General features: G+C 72.9%; 13 protein-coding genes. 9 read left to right on the forward strand and 4 right to left on the reverse strand.

The genetic code is table 11. The features are described from left to right. Positions 1–118 precede the first annotated feature (118 nt). Positions 119–3,508 carry a BTAD domain-containing putative transcriptional regulator gene (locus TPA0908_RS04360; RefSeq protein WP_281934887.1) on the forward strand — a complete coding sequence of 1,130 codons (3,390 nt, stop codon included), beginning with the start codon at positions 119–121 and terminating at the stop codon, positions 3,506–3,508. A 9-nt stretch (positions 3,509–3,517) separates the two neighbouring features. On the opposite strand, the gene TPA0908_RS04365 is transcribed toward TPA0908_RS04360, so the two are convergent. After that, positions 3,518–4,204, reverse strand: coding sequence for a hemerythrin domain-containing protein (locus TPA0908_RS04365; protein WP_281934888.1), 687 nt, complete (start codon positions 4,202–4,204; stop codon positions 3,518–3,520). A 218-nt stretch (positions 4,205–4,422) separates the two neighbouring features. Here TPA0908_RS04365 and TPA0908_RS04370 point away from each other — a divergent pair, with 218 nt between their 5' ends. Together TPA0908_RS04370 and TPA0908_RS04375 are read left to right on the forward strand one after the other, a co-directional pair. Then, positions 4,423–4,962 carry a phosphatase PAP2 family protein gene (locus tag TPA0908_RS04370; protein WP_281934889.1) on the forward strand — a complete coding sequence of 180 codons (540 nt, stop codon included), beginning with the start codon at positions 4,423–4,425 and terminating at the stop codon, positions 4,960–4,962. Positions 4,963–5,023: 61 nt separating this feature from the next. Continuing rightward, positions 5,024–5,767 (forward strand): SAM-dependent methyltransferase, encoded by a 744-nt coding sequence (locus TPA0908_RS04375; protein ID WP_281934890.1) that lies wholly within the window; start codon positions 5,024–5,026, stop codon positions 5,765–5,767. Between the two features lie 33 nt (positions 5,768–5,800). Here the strand turns inward: TPA0908_RS04375 and TPA0908_RS04380 are convergent, their stop codons facing one another. Together TPA0908_RS04380 and TPA0908_RS04385 are read right to left on the reverse strand one after the other, a co-directional pair. Continuing rightward, positions 5,801–6,841, reverse strand: a complete 1,041-nt coding sequence (locus TPA0908_RS04380) for a hypothetical protein (protein WP_281934891.1) — start codon at positions 6,839–6,841, stop codon at positions 5,801–5,803. Further along, entirely contained in the window at positions 6,805–7,941 is a 1,137-nt protein-coding gene (locus TPA0908_RS04385; RefSeq protein WP_281934892.1) for a transporter substrate-binding domain-containing protein, read from the reverse strand. The genes TPA0908_RS04380 and TPA0908_RS04385 overlap by 37 nt, the downstream gene beginning before the upstream one ends. Before the next feature lie 271 nt (positions 7,942–8,212). On the opposite strand from TPA0908_RS04385, the gene TPA0908_RS04390 reads away from it, so the two are divergent. From TPA0908_RS04390 to TPA0908_RS04410, 5 genes are all read left to right on the forward strand, one after another. Beyond that, a complete protein-coding gene (locus TPA0908_RS04390) occupies positions 8,213–8,584 on the forward strand; it encodes an ArsR/SmtB family transcription factor (RefSeq protein ID WP_107156381.1) in 372 nt (123 codons plus the stop codon). Between the two features lie 451 nt (positions 8,585–9,035). Further along, positions 9,036–10,556: an arabinofuranosidase catalytic domain-containing protein gene (locus TPA0908_RS04395; RefSeq protein WP_281934895.1), complete on the forward strand. Its 1,521-nt coding sequence runs from the start codon at positions 9,036–9,038 to the stop codon at positions 10,554–10,556. A gap of 104 nt (positions 10,557–10,660) precedes the next feature. Next, on the forward strand, positions 10,661–12,352 hold the full coding sequence (locus TPA0908_RS04400) for a family 43 glycosylhydrolase (RefSeq protein WP_281934897.1): 1,692 nt from the start codon (positions 10,661–10,663) through the stop codon (positions 12,350–12,352). A gap of 12 nt (positions 12,353–12,364) precedes the next feature. Continuing rightward, positions 12,365–13,483, forward strand: a complete 1,119-nt coding sequence (locus tag TPA0908_RS04405) for an RICIN domain-containing protein (protein WP_281934899.1) — start codon at positions 12,365–12,367, stop codon at positions 13,481–13,483. 77 nt (positions 13,484–13,560) lie between these two features. Beyond that, entirely contained in the window at positions 13,561–14,898 is a 1,338-nt protein-coding gene (locus TPA0908_RS04410; protein WP_281934901.1) for a ricin-type beta-trefoil lectin domain protein, read from the forward strand. 58 nt (positions 14,899–14,956) lie between these two features. Here TPA0908_RS04410 and TPA0908_RS04415 read toward each other — a convergent pair whose 3' ends face one another. Further along, complete coding sequence (locus tag TPA0908_RS04415) at positions 14,957–16,729, reverse strand: ricin-type beta-trefoil lectin domain protein (RefSeq protein WP_281934903.1); 1,773 nt, start codon at positions 16,727–16,729, stop codon at positions 14,957–14,959. A 216-nt stretch (positions 16,730–16,945) separates the two neighbouring features. On the opposite strand from TPA0908_RS04415, the gene TPA0908_RS04420 reads away from it, so the two are divergent. Next, a complete protein-coding gene (locus TPA0908_RS04420) occupies positions 16,946–18,184 on the forward strand; it encodes a sugar ABC transporter substrate-binding protein (RefSeq protein ID WP_281934905.1) in 1,239 nt (412 codons plus the stop codon). Positions 18,185–18,186 lie beyond the last annotated feature (2 nt).

Consider the following 18,186-nt stretch of genomic DNA (forward strand, 5'->3'; position numbering starts at 1 on the left):
ATGCGGCCTCCATCGAGCCGGACCGGAGTTGGCGGGTGCTTAACGCGCGCTTGGCGTACCGGCCGGGACTGTCGGATGGATGATCTCCACGACGGACCGGTCCGGTTAGGGTCACGGCGTGACGACGATCGGCGTGCTCGGTCCGGTGCGGGCCCTCCACGGCGGCGCCGCGATCGACCTCGGCGCGCCTCGGCAGCGCGCGGTGCTGGCCCGGCTCGTCGCCGGCGGCGGTCACGCGGTGTCGGTCGACCGGCTGGTGGACGACCTGTGGTCCGCGGACCCGCCGCCACGGGCCCAGGCGGCGCTTCAGGTGTACGTGTCGAACCTGCGCCGGGCGCTGGAACCGGACCGTCCGTCCCGCGCCCCGGCCCGGATCCTGGTCACCGTCGCCCCCGGTTACGCCCTGCGGCTGCCGGTGACCGACGTGGACGCCTGGCGCTTCGAGTCGCGGCTGCGGGCGGCGACCCCGGCCGCCGTCGACCGGCCCGCCGCGGCGGTCGCCGACCTGGAGACGGCGCTCGCCTGCTGGGACGGCGGCACGCCGTACGCCGAGTTCGCCGGCGAGCCGTGGGCGGACCGGGAACGCGAGCGGCTGGGCCGGCTGCGGCTGAACGCCGTCGAGCAGCGGGCGAAACTGCTGCTCGACCTGGGCCGCCCGGGCGAGGTGGTGCTCGACCTCGATCCGCACGTACGGGAGCACCCGCTGCGGGAACGGGCCGCCATGCTGCTCGCGGTCGCGCTGTACCGCCTCGGCCGGCAGGCGGACGCGCTGGAGGTGCTGCGCGCGGTGCGCGCCGTGCTGGCCGAGCAGTTGGGCATCGATCCCAGCCGTGAGCTGCGGGACCTGGAGACGGACCTGCTGCGGCAGAGTCCCCGGCTGGAGGCGCCCACCGCCGTCGCCACCCGGCCCGCCGCCGTCGCCGGGCCGGGGGCCGTCACCGAACCGGGGGCTGTCACCGGGCCGGAGACCGTTGCCGGGGCGGTCGCGACGTCCGCTCCCGCCGCGACCGCCGGGGCGCGCCCGGAGCGACCGCTGGGCCGGACGGCCGAGTTGGCCCGGTTGCGCGCCGCGGCGGCCCGCGCCGCCCGGACCGGCCTCGGCATCTGCTGGGTGGGCGCCGAGGCGGGCGCCGGGAAGTCGACGCTGGCGCAGCACCTCGCCGACACGCTCGCCGTCAACGGCTGGCGTCCGGTGACCGGGACCTGCCCGCAGGTGGAGGGCGCACCGCCGGCCTGGGCCTGGCACGAGGTGGTCACCGCCGCCCGCCGCCATCTCCCGCTCGACGAGGCGGAGACCCACGGGCTGCGCCTGCTGTTGGAGACCGGCACGTCGGCCGGCGCCCGCGGGGAGTACGACGAGTTCCACCTCCGGCAGGCGCTGGCCGCCTACCTGTCCCGGTTGGCCGGTCACGGCCCGCTGCTCCTGCTGGTCGAGGACGTCCACCGCGCCGACGGCGAGACGCTGCGCATCCTCCGCCACCTCGCCGCCGCACTCGCCGGCGCGCCGGTCCTGGTGGTGGCGACGTACCGGCCGGACGAGGTGACCGACGACCTCACCGTGGCGCGGGCCGCGCTGGCCGGCGTACCGGCCGTCGACTGCGAGCTGGGCGGCCTCGACGCGGACGCCGTCGGCGAACTGCTGCGCCGCTACGGCGTGGACAGCACCGACACCGAGCTGCTGCGTACCGTCCGGGACCGCGCGGCGGGCAATCCGCTGTTCACCATCGAGCTGGCGAAGCTGATCGCGGCCGAAGGGCCGGCGGCGGCGCTGGACGGCGTCCCCGCCGGCCTGGGTCACGTGCTGGCGCGGCGGCTGGCGCGGTTGCCGGCCGGCGCGCGGACGGTGCTGCGGCAGGCCGCGGTCCTCGGCGAGACCGCCGACATCGACACCCTGCTCGCGGTCGACGGCGGCCCGGAGGACCAGGTCCTCGACGGGCTGGAGGCCGGGGTGACCGCCGGCCTGCTCGTCGAGCCCGCGCCGGGCCGGGTGCGGTTCGCGCACGCCCTGATGCGGGACGCGCTCTACCACAGCGTCCCGCTGCTGCGGCGCACCCGCATCCACAGCCGCGTCCTCGACGTGCTGCGGGATCGGCACGTCGACGACGTGGCCGCGATGGGGCGGCACGCGCTCGCGGCCCTCACCCCGGCCACCGCGGCCGACGCGATCGGCCACCTCGCCGCCGCGGCCCGCCGCGCCGGCGACCTGGGCGCGCCGCGGGAGGCCGCCGCGCTCTGGGCCGGCGCGTTGCGCGCGGTCGACCTGGCGCCGGCGACCACGGTCCGGACCCGCCTCGACCTGCACCGCAGTCTGGCCACCGCCGGCGCGCTCGCCGGTGACGTGCTCACCGCCCGCGCCGCCCGCGCCGAGGCGGTACGGCTGGCCACCGGCACCGGCGATCCGGGGGCCGTCCACGCGGCGCTCACCTGTTTCGACGCCCCGGTCACCTGGACCATCCGGCCGGACCGCCTGGTGGACGAAGCCCTGGTCCGGCTGTTGGAGCAGGAACTGTCCCGGGTCGGCGACGACCGTCCGGCGCTGCGGTCCCGGCTGCTGAGCGTGCTGGCGTTCGAGATCGAGGGCGCCGACCAGGAGCGCGCCGACGAGGTCACCCGGGAGGGCCTCGCGCTGGCCCGCCGGCAGGACGACCCGGCCGTGCTCTGCCGCGCGCTCAACGCCCGCTACTTCGTCACCGTCGCTCCCGCGCACCGCGCCGAGCTGCCCGAGGTGGGCCGGGAGCTGTTGGCGACGGCCGAGGCCGCCGGCCTCACCGCGTACCGCTGCGAGGCTCACCACATCCTCTATCAGGCCGCGCTCGCCGAGGCCGACTTCGACCGGGCCCGGCACCACGTCGACCGGGCGGTCGAGCAGGCCACCACCGGCCAGCTCGGCCTGATCCTGGCCGTCATGGGCTGGTTCACCGGCCTCTGCGCGCTGTTCCGGGGCGACCTCGACGAGGCGTCGCGCCGCTACGCGGAGATCAGCGACCGGATGAGCCGGGTCGGCGGCCCGAACGCGGCGGCGATGGGGCTGATGGGCCGGTTCACCGCGCTGACCGTCGCCGGGCGCGGGCACGAGGTGGTCGACGAGCTGCGGCAGGTGCACGCGCGGGTGCCGGACGACGCCCACGACGTGCTGGCCCACGCGCTGCTCTCCGCCGGGGACCACGCCGGGGCGCGGGCCGTCTGGCGGCCCCGGGCCCCGATCCGTCCGGACTACCTCTGGCTGTACTGGATGACGGTGCGCGGTCAGGTCGCCGCCCGGCTCGGCGACGTGCCGGCCGCCCGGCGCTGCTACCGGGAGCTGTCGCCGTGGGCCGGCCGCTTCGCCGGGTTGGAGTGCGGGTCGATCTCGCTCGGGCCGGTGGACCAGACGCTCGCCGAGCTGGCCGCCGCGCTCGGCGACCCGGTGGCGGCCGCCGCGCACCGGGACGCCGGGCTCCGGCTGGCCCGCGCGGTCGGCGCCGTGCCGTGGAGCGACGAGTCGGCGTACGTGCCGGTGGCGGCGTGAGCCGGTCGCTCACCCGCCGAAGACCCGCGCCTCCCGTCGCCGGAAGCCCGGTCGCACCGCCGCGAGCGTCAGCCGCAGCACCGGTCCGGCGATCCGCTTCAGCTCGTCCAGCTCGGCCGGCTCGGCGTACCGCTCGATGCGGGGCAGCTCGAAACGCAGCGCGCCGCCCTTGCGGACGGCCCGTTCCACGGTGTCCCAGTCGGCCACGCTGACGTACCGGCGGATCACCGGGAAGATCAGCCGTTCCTCCTCCTCGATGTGCTCGTCGAGGGCGTCGCGCAGTTGGGCGAGGGCGGTGGCGAGCCGCCGCGCGGCGGTGCGTACCCGGTGCTCCGCCGGCCCACCGGGGGCGAACACGGAGCACAGGTCGTCCACGGCCGCGCGTACCTCGTCCAGCACCGGGTCCAGCGAGGCGTGGTCGTCGCTCAGCTCGCGCAGGTCGATCTCGGCGGCGGCCGAGCGTTCCAGCACCGGCCAGAGGACCTCGTCCTCCATCCGATGGTGGTGGTGGATGCCGGCGCAGAGCAGCCACACGTACGTCCGCAGCGCCCGCGCCCGACGACGGTCGTAGGTGATCAGGCCGGCGGCCACCCGGTCCGACAGGTCGGCGAGTCGCCGGGTGTCGGCGCGCATCGTGCGGTGGTTGATCCGGAAGCCGACGAGGTTCGGTCCGGTCTCGGAATCGGTCGTGTCCATGGTCTCCTCCGGCCGCTGCGGTCAGCGGCCCGCTCGGTGGATGTCGTGCGCCGAGCCTCGATCGCCGCACCTGGCGCTCACTTGGTGGCGGCTTGGCGTCGGGCACCGCCACGACGGCGTGCGGAATTCGGCACTTTTCCGGCCTCCGGCGACGCCCGCGTGCGAGCGTGGAAGCCACCCGGACACGGGTCGGGCAGCCGAGGAGGGGCGGTGGCGTCGTGAACTACCACCTGTTCCAGATGATCAACGCCGGGGCGGGGCGGGTCGACGCCGTCGACGACGCGTTCGAGTGGGCGGCGGTGTGGTTGATCTACGTCCTGGGGGCGTTGGCGGTGGTGCCGGTGGTCCGCGCCGGCCGGCCGGCCGCCGGCGCCGTGGCGCGCGTGCTCGCCGCGCTCGCGCTCGCGTTCGCGCTGGGCCGGGTGACCGCCGCGCTCAGCACCGAGGTACGGCCGTTCCAGAACCACCACGTGCACCAGTTGATCCCGCACGCGACCGGTCCGTCGCTGCCCAGCGACCACGCCACCGCCGCGTTCACCCTGGCCCTCGCGGTCGGCGTCTTCCTGTCACGGCGCTGGGGAGCGGTGCTCACGATCCTGGCGGTGGTCGTCGGCTTCGCCCGGGTCTGGACCGGCGTGCACTACCCCGGCGACATCGCCGCCGGCGCCCTCGTCGCCGGCGTCGCCGTCGTCACGGTCGCGGTCACGACCCGCCGCTTCGCGCGCCGGTTCCGGCCGCACCCCGACCCGACCGCCTGACGTCCGGCCCGGCCTCGGAGCGTGATCCGGCGCAGCGGTCCGGTGGTGTTCACTGTCAACCGTGGATCGTCAACGACTCAGCGACATCGCGCACTCGCACCACCCGATCGCGGCGCCGGTCTCCGGCGTCAACGTCAACCGGCTCCTGCGCCGGGCGGACCGGCGGCCGGCGGCGCGCATCCTCGACCTCGGCTGCGGGCGGGCGGCCTGGGCCATGCAGGCCCTCGCCCACTATCCGGACGGCCACGCGGACGGCGTCGACGTCAGCCACCACGCGCTCGAACACGCCGCCGCGGCGGCCGAGACGCGCGGCCTCGCCGACCGGCTGACGCTGCACGAACGCGACGCGCGGGCCTACGTGCCGGACGGCGACTACGACCTGGTGCTGTGCGTGGGTTCGACGCACATCTTCGACGGCTTCGCCGGGACGCTGCGGGCCGCCGGCCGGCACGTGAACCCGGACGGGATCCTGCTGGTGGGTGAGGTTTTCTGGCAGGCGCCGCCGACGCCGGAGGCGCTGGCCGCGCTGGACGCGAAACCGGAGGACCACACCGACCTCGCCGGCCTGGTGGACGCCGCCGAGGAGGCCGGCTGGACCCCGGTGTACGCGCACCTCAGCGACGCCGCCGAGTGGGACAACTACGAATGGTCGTGGGTCGGCTCGCTCACCGAGTGGGCGCTCGACAACCCCGGCCACCCCGACGCCGCCGAGGCGCTCACGGTCGCCCGGGCGCACCGGGACGGGTGGTTGCGCGGTTACCGCAACCTGCTGGGTTTCGCGACCCTGGTGCTGCGCCGCACCTGACCGCCGGTCGCCGCCACGGGGACGGGCCGACCGCTAACGCGGGGCCCGGCCGCGCTGGTCCCCGGCGGGGAGCCGGCCGTCGCAGCGAACGTCCTGCACGGTGACCGGCCGCCGGAGCATCATCCAGTCGAGCACGGTCTCCTCCACCGGCCAGCCGTGCACCGTCACCACGCTGTACGGCACCGGTCGGGCCTGCGGGCAGAGAACCTGCGAACGCACGTGGTCGTTGGGCAGGAACCGGACGACGGCCGCCCGGTCCAGCATGATCGTCGAGGTGTCGGTGACGGTGATCAACGCGCCGAGCACCACCTCCGAGGCGACCTCGCCGTCCCCCGTCGCGGTCTCGGAGGCCGGTGGAGCGACCTCGACCGCGGTGGTGGGCAGCACCGGCGCCGCCAGGAAGACCGCGCCGGTCACCAGCGGCAGCACGGCCGCCACCGCGTACGCCAGGCCGTGGGTGACCGCCGGCGCGATCCACCCGGGGATCGCGCCGGTGAGCAGCACGGTGGCGGCGGGCGGCACCACCAGCAGCACGGCGGTGGTCGGCTCACCGACGTGCAGCGCCGTCCACGCGGCCGGGGCCAGCGCGGCGTACTCCAGCACCGCCACGGCCAGCGGGATCGCCACGCTGACCAGGAGGATCCGGTTCGGCCGGTCGGGATACAGGTAGCGGGTACGCAGCGCGAGCAGGCAGAGCGCCAGCATCAGCAGGGTCGGCAGGAAGCGGAGCTGCCAGGTGAGCGCGCCGAGCGCGACCGCCGCGGTGGCCACCCAGCCGGGGGTACGCGCCGTCCAGGAGGCGAGCAGCGACCGGTCCGGGTCGAAACGCTCCGGGGCGCTGAGCCGCAGCAGCCGTCCGAGCACCCCGAACATCAGCACGACCAGTGGGAAGGCCCAGACCAACGCGATCAGCAGCGCGCTGAGCAGGCCCAGCGGGCTGACGTACTGCACCAGCAGCAGCATCGTCGACATGTCCTGGCGGCTGAGTTGCCACAGCCGCAGCACCAGGAGCAGGACGGGGAACGCGGGGAGGAGCGTCAGCAGCCACTGCTGCGCCTGCCGGGCTCCGGCCATCCGGCGGGGCCGGCCGCTCTTGCCCGGGCCGCCGGTGATCCGGAGGATGCCGGGGCCGGCAGTGCGATCCTCTCCCACGGCCACTGCCGTACCTCCACCTTCCTGGGGTCGGGCTGCTGCTGTACCGCGACCGGCTGCGGGAGGTTGAAACGCTGCTGCCAGCGGAAGTTGGCGTCGTACGCCTGCTCCCAGGCCGAGTTCCGCGGGTTCGTGGCCGAGTCGTCGAGCGCGAGGTCCACCAGGTCGCGGAGCGCCTCGTTCGGGCCGGTGTTGACGCCCCACTTCTCCGCGGCCGACTCGCCGATGTCCCAGTGCCGCAGCGGCTTGGCGTTCCGGAGCAGGCTCGGGAAGCGCTGGCCCTCGTCGCCCGCCCGGTCGCCGGTGACGAAGCCGGCGAGGATCGCCGCGTCGCTGCTGACCGCGTCCACCTTGCCGTCGTACAGCTCCTGGACGCACTCACTGATCTTGTTCCGGCCGATCGGCCGGGCCCGAGCCTCCCGCAGGCGCGGAATGGCGGTCGAGGTGGTCAGCGTGCAGACGGTCCGGCCGGCCAGGTCCTCCAGGCTGCTCACCGGGCCCCTGTCGCCGGCCAGCGTCACGACCGACTGCTCGGTCTGCAGGTAGGCCGCGGAGAAGACCGCCCCCTCCTCCTCTTCCCGCTTCTTGGTGATGCTGTAGGAGGCGATCACCATGTCGACCGTGACGAAGCCGTCGCGGTCCCGGGCCTGGCGGCGGGCCCGGTCCTCGCTCTCCATCGGCAGGAACCGCACCTGGGACCGGTCGAACCCGAGATAGCCGGCGATCAGGTAGGCGATGTCGACGTCGAAGCCCTTCCAGACGTCGTTCGGCAGTCGCTGGGAGACGCCGGGTTGGTCGTCCTTCACGCCGACGAGCAGTTGCGCCTTGCCCTTGAGGCCGGCCCGCTCCATCAGGTCGTCGCGGGTCGGTGGGCCCAACTGGAGCACGATGGGGATCAACGCCGCCGCGAGGAGGGCCAGCACGACCACCAGCCCCACCAGCCGGAGCTGGCGGATCCGGCCGGCCCGCGACGACGCGCCCGGCGCCGGCCCGGCCGGGGCCGGCTCGCCTGCCTGATTCACCTGTGCCCTCCCCCGCTACGCCTTGGTGAGCGTCAGTCGTTCCATTGTCGGGTCCGTGGCAAGGCGGGACGAGCCGCCGCGAGGGGCGGGATGCCGACCGGCCAGGAGCACCGGAGATGTCGGTGTGTGTTCATCGACCGGTGTGGAACGCCGAGACTAGATCATCCGATCTTCGGATGTGGTCCCGTCCGGCGCTCCGCCCGACCCACGGAGATTCACCGCCGGTGATGGTCGGCGGTTTTGCCGTCCCATTGATGGTGTCGGTGCGACTATGGAGGGCGTGGGAACTGCGAAAACAGCGATGCCGTCCATCTCGCCGCTGACCGGTGAGCCGATCAAGCGTGCCGACGCCGAGCGCCTCGCGGGCGTCCTGAAGGCGTTCGCCGACCCGGCTCGGCTGCGGCTGATCAGTCTGATCCAGTCCGCCCCGGAGGGTGAGGCGTCGGTGAGTGACCTGACCGCCCCGCTCGGGCTGTCCCAGCCGACGGTGAGCCATCACCTGCGCATCCTCACCGAGGCCGGGCTGCTCGAACGCGAGAAGCGCGGGGTCTGGGCGTACTACCGGGTGGTGCCGTCCGCGATCGCCGCCATCGCCGACCTGCTGACCCCGCCGCGCAAGCGGGCGACGAAGCGGACGCGCTGAGCGCCGTCACGCCACCAGGCGGAGTCGCCGCGTACGCCGGGTGACGAGCGTGGCGAGCCCGACGCGGACCAGGGCGGAGAGCCGGTCCGCCGGGCCTGCCGGGCGGGTCGCTCGACCGATCCGGGCGACGGCTCGGGCCGTGGCCTGCCCGAGTCGTGCCCGAAGCGCCGGCCCGAAGCGCCGGCCCGAACGCCCCGGCCCGCTTCGCCGCGCCGTCGCGACATCGATGTGTTCTAATTACTGACGTCGATGTTCGCGATAACATCAGCGACCGGTAGGCCACCACCGAGGCACCTCCGGAAGCGCCGCCTCGTGCCGGGCCGGACACCTCGCGCGCCGCACGGGCGGCCGAGTGCGCGCAGCGGGTGTTAGCGCTTCACCGACGGTCACCACCCGTGAGGCTCCGTGCCGGTACGGACGGCCCCGGAGCCTGCGCACCCGAGGAGCCGTCATGGCCATCCCCCGTCCCCGATCCCTCCGATCCGGACGACCACGACTGCTGGTCGCCACTCTCGCCCTCGCCCTGGCCGCCGTCGGCGCCGTCCTGACCACCCAGGCCCGGACGGCGGTCGCCGCCCCCGGGCCGGGCGCCGTCGTGGGCGTGCAGTCCGGGCGCTGCGTGGACGTACCGAACGGCAGCACCACCAACGGCACCCAGGTCCAGTTGTACGACTGCACCGGCGCGGCGGCGCAGAACTGGACCTACACGTCGGCGCGGCAGTTCACGGTCTACGGGACCAAGTGCCTGGACGCCAACGGCCGGGGCACCAGCCCGGGCACCGCCGTGATCATCTGGGACTGCAACGGCCAGGCCAACCAGCAGTGGACCGTCAACAGCGACGGCACCATCACCGGTCAGCAGTCCGGGCTCTGCCTGGACGCCAACGCCGCCGGCACCGCCAACGGCACCAAGCTGATCCTCTGGACCTGCAACGGCCAGGCCAACCAGCGGTGGACCACGTCCACCACGCCGTCGTCCCCGCCGCCCACCTCGCCGCCGCCGACCGGTGGCCGGCCGTGTGACATCTACGCCGCGGGCGGCACCCCCTGCGTGGCGGCGCACAGCACCACGCGCGCGCTGTTCTCGGCGTACGGCGGCAACCTCTACCAGGTCCGTCGCTCGTCGGACAGCGCCACCCGCAACATCGGCGCGCTGGGCGCCGGCGGCTACGCCGACGCCGCCGGCCAGGACGCGTTCTGCGGCGGTACGACCTGCGTGATCACGGTCGTCTACGACCAGTCGGGACGCGGCAACGACCTGTGGTACCAGGGCTCTGCGCAGGTCCCCGGATCCTCCTCCAGCCGGCCCGCCACCGCGACCAGCGAGGCGCTGACCGTCGGCGGCGCGAAGGCGTACTCGCTCTACATCAACCCCGGCAACAGCTACTGGCGCGACGGTCACCTGACCGGCGTCCCGACCGGCAGCGCGCCGGAGGGCATGTACATGGTCACCAGCGGCACGCACGTCAACAGCGGCTGCTGCTTCGACTACGGCAACAGCGAGACCACCCGCAGCGCGGACGCCGCCGGCGCGATGGATGCGATCAACTTCAGCACCAGTTGCTGGTTCGGCGGCTGCTCCGGCAGCGGCCCCTGGGTCCAGGCCGACCTGGAGTGGGGTCTCTACCCCGGCGGCAGCCAGACCTGGAACCCCAACCAGCGCGCCTTCACCAGCAAGTTCGTCACCGCCACGCTGAAGAACAACGGCACCTCACGGTTCGCCATCAAGGGCAGCAACGCCCAGTCCGGCAACCTGTACACGCTCTACGACGGGTCGCTTCCCCCCGGCTACAGCCCGATGAAGAAGCAGGGCGCGATCATCCTGGGCAGCGGCGGCGACTGCTGCAAGCCCGGCGGTGGCGCCAACCTGAGCGCCGGCACGTTCTACGAGGGCGCCATGGTCGCCGGCTATCCGTCCGACGCGACCGAGAACGCGGTCCAGGCCAACGTCGTGGCCGCCGGCTACCGCTGAGACCACCCGCACCCCCCACCGGAAGGACAATGATGTTAGCGCTATCAACGAGACCTGATCGCCGTGGTCGGCGCAGGCTCGCGCTGCTCGCCAGCCTGCTCGCGATGATCGGGCTGTTCCCGGCGATCGCCCGGGCGGACAACCCGATCGTGCAGACGATCTACACGGCCGACCCGGCACCACTTGTCTACAACGGCCGGGTCTACCTCTACACCGGTCACGACGAGGACAACTCGACCTGGTTCACCATGAAGGAGTGGCGGGTCTACTCGTCCGACGACATGGTCAACTGGACCGACCACGGTTCCCCGCTCAGCCTCGCCACCTTCAGCTGGGCCAAGCAGGACGCGTGGGCCGGCCAGGCGATCTACCGCAACGGCAAGTTCTACTGGTACGTACCCATGGTCGTGCGGGCGACCGGCCAGATGGGCATCGGGGTGGCGGTCGCCGACAGCCCGACCGGCCCGTTCCGGGACGCCATCGGCCGCCCCCTGGTGAGCAACGGCGAGATCGACCCCACCGTCTTCATCGACGACGACGGCCAGGCGTACCTCTACTGGGGCAACCCGCGGCTGTGGTACGTGAAGCTGAACGCGGACATGACCTCGTACTCCGGCAGCCCGACGCAGATCCCGCTGACCACCGCGGGTTTCGGCACGCGGACCGGGGACGCGAACCGGCCCACCCTCTACGAGGAGGGGCCGTGGGTCTACAAGCGCAACAACCTCTACTACAACGTGTTCGCCGCCAAGTGCTGCTCGGAGTTCCTCGCCTACTCGACGGCGCCCGGCCCGCTCGGGCCGTGGACCTACCGCGGCACGGTCATGCCCACCCAGGGCAGCAGCTTCACCAACCACCCCGGGATCGTCGACTTCAAGGGCAACTCCTACCTCTTCTACCACAACGGCGCGTTGCCGGGCGGCGGCGGTTTCACCCGGTCGGTGGCGGTGGAGAAGTTCACCTACGGCGCGGACGGCTCGATCCCGACCATGTCCATGACCACCACCGGGCCCCCGCAGGTCGGCACGTTGAACCCGTACGTCCGGCAGGAGGCCGAGACGATCGCCTGGGGGCAGGGCGTCGAGACCGAGGTGGCCAGCGGCGGCGGCATGAACGTCGGCTACATCGACAACGGGGACTACATCAAGGTCAAGGGCGTGGCGTTCGGCACCGGCGCGACCTCGTACACCGCCCGGGTGGCCTCGGCCGGCAGCGGCGGCAGCATCGAGCTGCGCCTGGACGGCACCAGCGGCCCGCTGGTCGGCACCTGCCGGGTGTCCGGCACCGGCGGCTGGCAGACCTGGGCCGACACCACCTGCCCGGTCAGCGGCGCCACCGGCACCCACGACCTGTACCTGCGGTTCACCGGCGGCAGCGGCTCGCTGTTCAACCTCGACCACTGGCGGTTCAGCTCCGGCACCAGCACCCCGCCGCCCACCACCCCGCCGCCGACGACCCCGCCGCCCACCACTCCCCCGCCGACCACGCCGCCGCCGACCAACGGCCCCTGCACCGCCAGCTACCGCACCACCAGCACCTGGTCCGGTGGCTTCCAGGGCGAGGTGACGGTCACCGCCGGCGCCTCGGCGATCAACGGCTGGACGGTGGGCTGGAGCCTGGCCGGCGGCCAGAGCATCAGCCAGATCTGGGGCGGGACGCTGAGCACCAGCGGCTCCACGGCGACGGTCCGCAACGTGTCCTACAACGGCTCGGTGCCGGCCGCCGGCTCGACCACGTTCGGCTTCCTCGCGAACGGCTCGCCGTCGACCCCGTCCCTCACCTGCACCAGCCCCTGAGAGGAGCAGACATTGCGTACCGGAAAATGGCTCGCCGCGGTCGCGGCGCTGGCCCTGTCGGTCACCGGCGTGCTGGCCCCGGCCGGCCCGGCGGCGGCCGAGTCCAACGGCGGGGTGCGGGTGATGCCGCTCGGCGACTCGATCACCGAGGGCACCCAGGTCCCGGGCGGCTCCCGGATCGGGCTGTGGCAGCGGCTCGCCGCCGGTGGCTACCGGGTCGACTTCGTCGGCTCCCAGTTCAACGGGCCGAGCAACCTCGGCGACCACGACCACGAGGGCCACCCGGGCTGGCGGATCGACCAGATCGACGCCAACATCACCGGCTGGCTCAACACCTACCAGCCGCGCACCGTGCTGCTGCACATCGGCACCAACGACATCCTGCAGAACTACAACGTCTCCACCGCGCCGAACCGGCTCTCCACGCTGATCGACCGGATCACCACGACGGCGCCCAACGCCGACGTGTTCGTGGCGCAGATCATCCCGTTGGCCAACGCCGGCCAGGAGTCGGCGGTGCGGACGTTCAACGCCGCCCTGCCCGGCATCGTGCAGTCCAAGGTGAACGCCGGCAAGCGCGTCCACCTGGTCGACCAGCACGCGGCGCTGACCACCGCCGACCTGATCGACGGCATCCACCCGACGGCCACCGGCTACGACAAGATGGCCGCCGTCTGGTACGCCGCGTTGCAGTCGGTGTCCGGCAGCATCGGCACGCCGGGCACCGGCGGCGGCACCTACCAGAACGTGCAACTGGTCGGTGCCGGGTCGGGCCGGTGCCTGGACGTGCCGAACGGCAGCACCACCAACGGCACCCAGGTGCAGTTGTACGACTGCTGGGGCGGCACCATGCAGCGCTGGACGTACACCGCCAGCAAGCAGTTGCAGGTGCTCGGCAACAAGTGCCTGGACGCGAACGGGCGCGGGACCGCGAACGGCACGGCGGTCATCATCTGGGACTGCAACGGGCAGACCAACCAGCAGTGGAACGTGAACGCCAACGGCACGATCAGCGGCGTGCAGTCCGGTCGCTGCCTGGACGCGGCCGGCTACGGCACCGCCAACGGCACGCGGATCAACCTGTGGGACTGCCACAACGGCTCCAACCAGCTCTGGAGCACCCGCAGCTGAGGTGAAAGGCGGGGCCCCTTCTTAACGCCTCCGGCATAGAAGGGGCCCCTTCTCACCCTTGACGGAAGGAGTACGTCATGCCGAGACATCGGCTCGTCGTCGGCGTCATCGCGGGGGTGGCGGGGCCCGTGCTCGCCATGGGCGGCGCCGCGCTCGCCGCCGGGCAAGGGCCCGTCGGCGTCGGCCCGCTGGCGGCGACCGCCGGCTGCGGCAAGGCGCCGGCGCTGGCCAGCGGCTCGCACACGATCTCCAGCGGCGGCCAGAACCGCTCGTACATCCTGCGGATCCCCGACAACTACGACAACAACCGCCCGTACAAGCTGATCTTCGGCTTCCACTGGAACGGCGGCACCGCGGGCGACGTCGACTCGGGTGGGACCAGCGGCTACCTGTGGTCCTACTACGGGGTCCGGGCGCTGGCGAACAACAGCGCCATCTTCGTGGCGCCGCAGGGCAACGGCAACGGCTGGGCCAACCCGAACGGTCAGGACCTGACCTTCGTCGACGACATGGTCCGCACGTTCGAAGCCGGCCTCTGCGTCGACACCACGCAGCGGTACGCGATGGGCTTCAGCTACGGCGGCGGCATGAGCTACGCCATCGCGTGCGCCCGGGCGAACGTGTTCCGCGCGGTCGCGGTCTACTCGGGCGCGAACCTCAGCGGGTGCAACGGCGGCACCCAGCCCATCGCGTACCTGGGAATTCACGGGCTGCGGGACGGCACGCTGCCGATCTCGGCGGGGCGTTCGCTGCGCGACCAGTTCGTCCGGAACAACGGCTGCACCCCGCAGAATCCGCCCGAGCCGGCGCAGGGCAGCCTGACGCACGTCGTCACGTACTACTCGGGCTGCCGGGCCGGCTACCCGGTGGCCTGGGGCGCGTTCGACGGGCCGCACGCCCCCAATGCCGTGGACGGCACCGCCGACCCGTTCGCACCCGGCGAGCGGTCCTGGACCCAGGCGGTGGTCTGGCGGTTCTTCACCCAGTTCGACGGCACCACGCCGACGAACCCGCCGACCACCCCGCCGCCGGCGTCCGCCCGGCAGCTCGTCGGCGGGCAGTCCGGCCGCTGCGTCACCGCACCCGCCCAGACCTCCGGTACGCAGGTGCAGTTGCAGGACTGCGCCGGGCAGTCCGGCCAGCTCTGGACCGCCACCTCCGGCCGGCAGTTGCAGCTCGCCGGCAACCTCTGCCTGGACGCGAGCGGCGCCGGCACCGCCAACGGCACCGCGGTGATCGTGTGGACCTGCAACGGCCAGGCCAACCAGCAGTGGACCGTCAACGCCAACGGTTCGATCATCGGCGCGCAGTCGGGGCTCTGTCTCGATGCCAACGCCGCCGGCACCGCCAACGGCACGCGGCTCATCCTCTGGGCCTGCAACGGCGGCGCCAACCAGCAGTGGAGCTGGCGCTGACGTGTTAAGCGGGGCCCCTTCCTATGCCGTAGGCGTTAGGAAGGGGCCCCGCCTTACGTCAGCTCCGGAGGGTCCAGCGTTGGTTGGCGCCGTTGAGGCACTGCCAGAGCTGGACCTTGGTGCCGTTGGTGGTGCCGAACGCGCTGGCGTCCAGGCACAGCCCGGACTGTACGCCGGTGATCGAGCCGTCGGCGTTGAGGTTCCACTGCTGGTTGGCCTGGCCGTTGCAGTCCCAGACGACCACCGCGGTGCCGTTGGCGGTGCCCTGACCGGAGGCGTCCAGGCACTTGGTGCCGTACACCGTGAGCTGCTTGCCCGTGGTGTAGCTGAAACGCTGGTTCGTGCCACCGTGGCAGTCCCAGAGCTGGACCTGGGTGCCGTTGGTGGTGGTGGAGCCGGGCACGTCCACGCACCGGCCGGACTGGCCGCCGACGATCTGGACGTTCTGGTTGGTGGGTACGCCGCCGCCGGGCGGCAGCAGGGTGACGGTGGACGTGTCGTTGATGTTCGCGTGCGACACGGTGACCGTGGTGCCGTTGTTGGCCAGGGTCACCACGCTGTCCCGGACCGTGACCGGGCCGGCCACGGCGCCGCCGCTGTTGTACGGGATGTTCTGCACCACCACCCGGACCTGGTTGTTCACCACGATCCCGCTGGTCGCGTCCAGGCGCTGGACGTTGAGGGTGACGTTGCCGGTGGTCGAGTTGCCGCCCACGAGGATCTTCGCCGAGCCGGCGTCCCGGGTGGCGAACGCGTCGTAGGAGGCGCTCGGCGTGACCGCGACGATGTGGCCGGTCATCGAGCCGTAGAACTGGTAGGCCCACCATTCGCCCCTGGGCTGGTACTGCCCGCTGGAGTTTCGGGTGAGCAGGCTGGCCAGGTCGTTGTGCAGGTTCTGACCGCCGGCCCAGTTGGCCCGCAGCCCGTCCGCGCCGGCGCGTTCCAGCCGGGCCAGGTACCACGCCCCGCCGGCCGGGTTCTGCTGGTTGGACGCGCCGTACTCGTTGATCTGGTGGGGTCGCGGGTGCGGGATGCCCCGGGAGTCGAGCGTCTGGTTGGCGGTGGCCACGTTCGCCACCGGGTCACCGGGCAGCGAGTGCCAGCTGAAGATGTCCGGCACCACGTTGTTGGCCTTGACGTAGTCGAGATACTGCGTCCACCAGCCGCTGGTGGACGGCACGCACGCGCAGCTCGGCCCGACGATCAGCATGCCCGGGAACGTGGCGCGGATGCGTTGGTAGGTGCGTCGCCACAGCTCGAAGTACTGCGACTGGGGCCGGTTCCAGAACAGGCTGATGTTCGGCTCGTTCCAGATGTCCCACTGCACCGTGATCCCGGCCGCGCGTACGTCGGCGAAGAGTCGGTCCAGGAAGCGGTCGTAGTCGCTCCAGTCGCCGTTGTCGCCGGGGAAGCGGCTGATCGCGGCGCCGTCGGCGCCCCACAGGTCGTGGTCGAGCAGCACGAACGTGCCGCCCAGGGCCGCGGTGCGTCGGGCCTGCGCCACGGTGGCGTTCCACCGGCGGTCGTAGCCACCGCCGACCCAGCCCTGGCCCGGCAGTTGGGCGCCCCCGGCGCGCATGGCCCGGAACCGCACGTCCCGGAAGTAGTTGTCCGGCGGGTTCTGACCGTTCTCGGTCATCCCGTAGATCCAGCCCGAGCCACGGTAGGTCGGCGTACCGAGCGCGGTGGAGAAGGTGACGGTGAGCGACTCGTCGGCGGCCCGGGCGGGGGCCGCGACGACCGCGAGCGAGCAGACGACGGCGACGGTGCCGGCCGCGATCCGGGCGGCGAGGCCACGGATCCGGGGTGCCCGGGGGCGGGGGAGGTCCACTGGTGACTCCTTCGGCAGGGCGGGGATGCTGCGGAGGACGTCCTGGCGAATCGATTCGCCGCGCAGCTTAGGCGTTGACATCGATAAATGTCAACGCAATGACCCGGCTGTGACATCGGTGTTTCCTGAGCAGGCATCGAACATCTTGACCGTCTCGCCGGAGCGGCCTATGTTCGGTCGAACCGATTCGCCCACCGCTTGCCGAGGGGGCACACCATGACGACATCCGCGTGGCGGCGGGGCGTGGCCGGCGCCGCCCTGACCGCTCTCGTCCTCGCCGGCGGCGCCTGCGCCGCGACGGACGGCCCGGACCGCGGTACCGGCGGGGCCGCGTACACGGTCTGGGACCCGTATCCGCAGTTCGCCGCCGGATCCGACTGGGAGAAGCTGCTCCAGAGTTGCGGCAGCGCCGCGGGCGTGACGGTGCGCCGCACCGGTTACGACACCACGGACCTGACCAACAAGGCGCTGCTCGCGGCCCAGCAGAGCAACTCACCTGACGTGCTGATCATCGACAACCCGGTGATCTCGACGCTGGCCCAGGCCGGCGCGTTGACCTCGGCGGACGAGACCGGGCTGGACACCTCCGCGTCCGCGCCCAACCTGCTCGGCGCCGGCCGGCTCGACGGCAGGGCGTACGGCGTCCCGATCGGGGCCAACACGCTCGCGCTCTGGTACAACAAGGATCTGCTGGGTCGGGCCGGCGTGGACGTCGCGTCGGTGACGGACTGGCCCTCGCTGACCGCCGCGCTGGCGAAGGTCACGGCCGCCGGCAAGAAGGGCATCACGTTCTCGGCGATCGGCACCGAGGAGGGCAGCTTCCAGTTCCTGCCCTGGTTCTGGGGTTCCGGCGCCCGCCTCACCGCGCTGGACTCGCCGCCGGCGGTGTCCGCGCTGACGCTGTGGAAGGACTGGCTGACCCGGGGGTACGCGCCGAACTCCGTCATCAACAACACCCAGACGACCAGTTGGCAGGAGTTCGCCGGTGGTGACTTCGCGTTCGCCGAGAACGGCACCTGGCAGCGCGCCAACGCCGAGAAGCTCGACTTCGCGTACGGGATCATCCCGGTGCCGGCCAGCGCCGGCGGCACCGCACCGGCCCCGACCGGCGGCGAGTTCGTCTCCGTCCCGGTGCAGCGCGACACCGGCCGGTACGACGTCTCGCGCCGCCTGGTGTCCTGCCTGACCAGCCCGGACAACCTGCTGACCACCGACACCACGCTGTCGTACGTCGCGCCGGTGGCGGCCGTGCAACAGAAGCAGGTCGCGGCCGATCCCGCGCTGAAGGTGTGGGTCGACGCGGTGAACGCCGCCAAGGGCCGCACCGGCGACGACCTCGGCACGCGGTACCCGAAGATCTCCGAGCAGCTCTGGACCGCCGTGCAGGGCGCGCTCAGCGGCGCGAAGACGCCGCGGGCGGCGCTGTCCGCCGCCCAGGGCGCGGTCGCCAAGTAGCT

Source organism: Micromonospora sp. AKA38 (genome assembly GCF_027925725.1).
In the GTDB taxonomy this organism is placed as follows: domain Bacteria; phylum Actinomycetota; class Actinomycetes; order Mycobacteriales; family Micromonosporaceae; genus Micromonospora.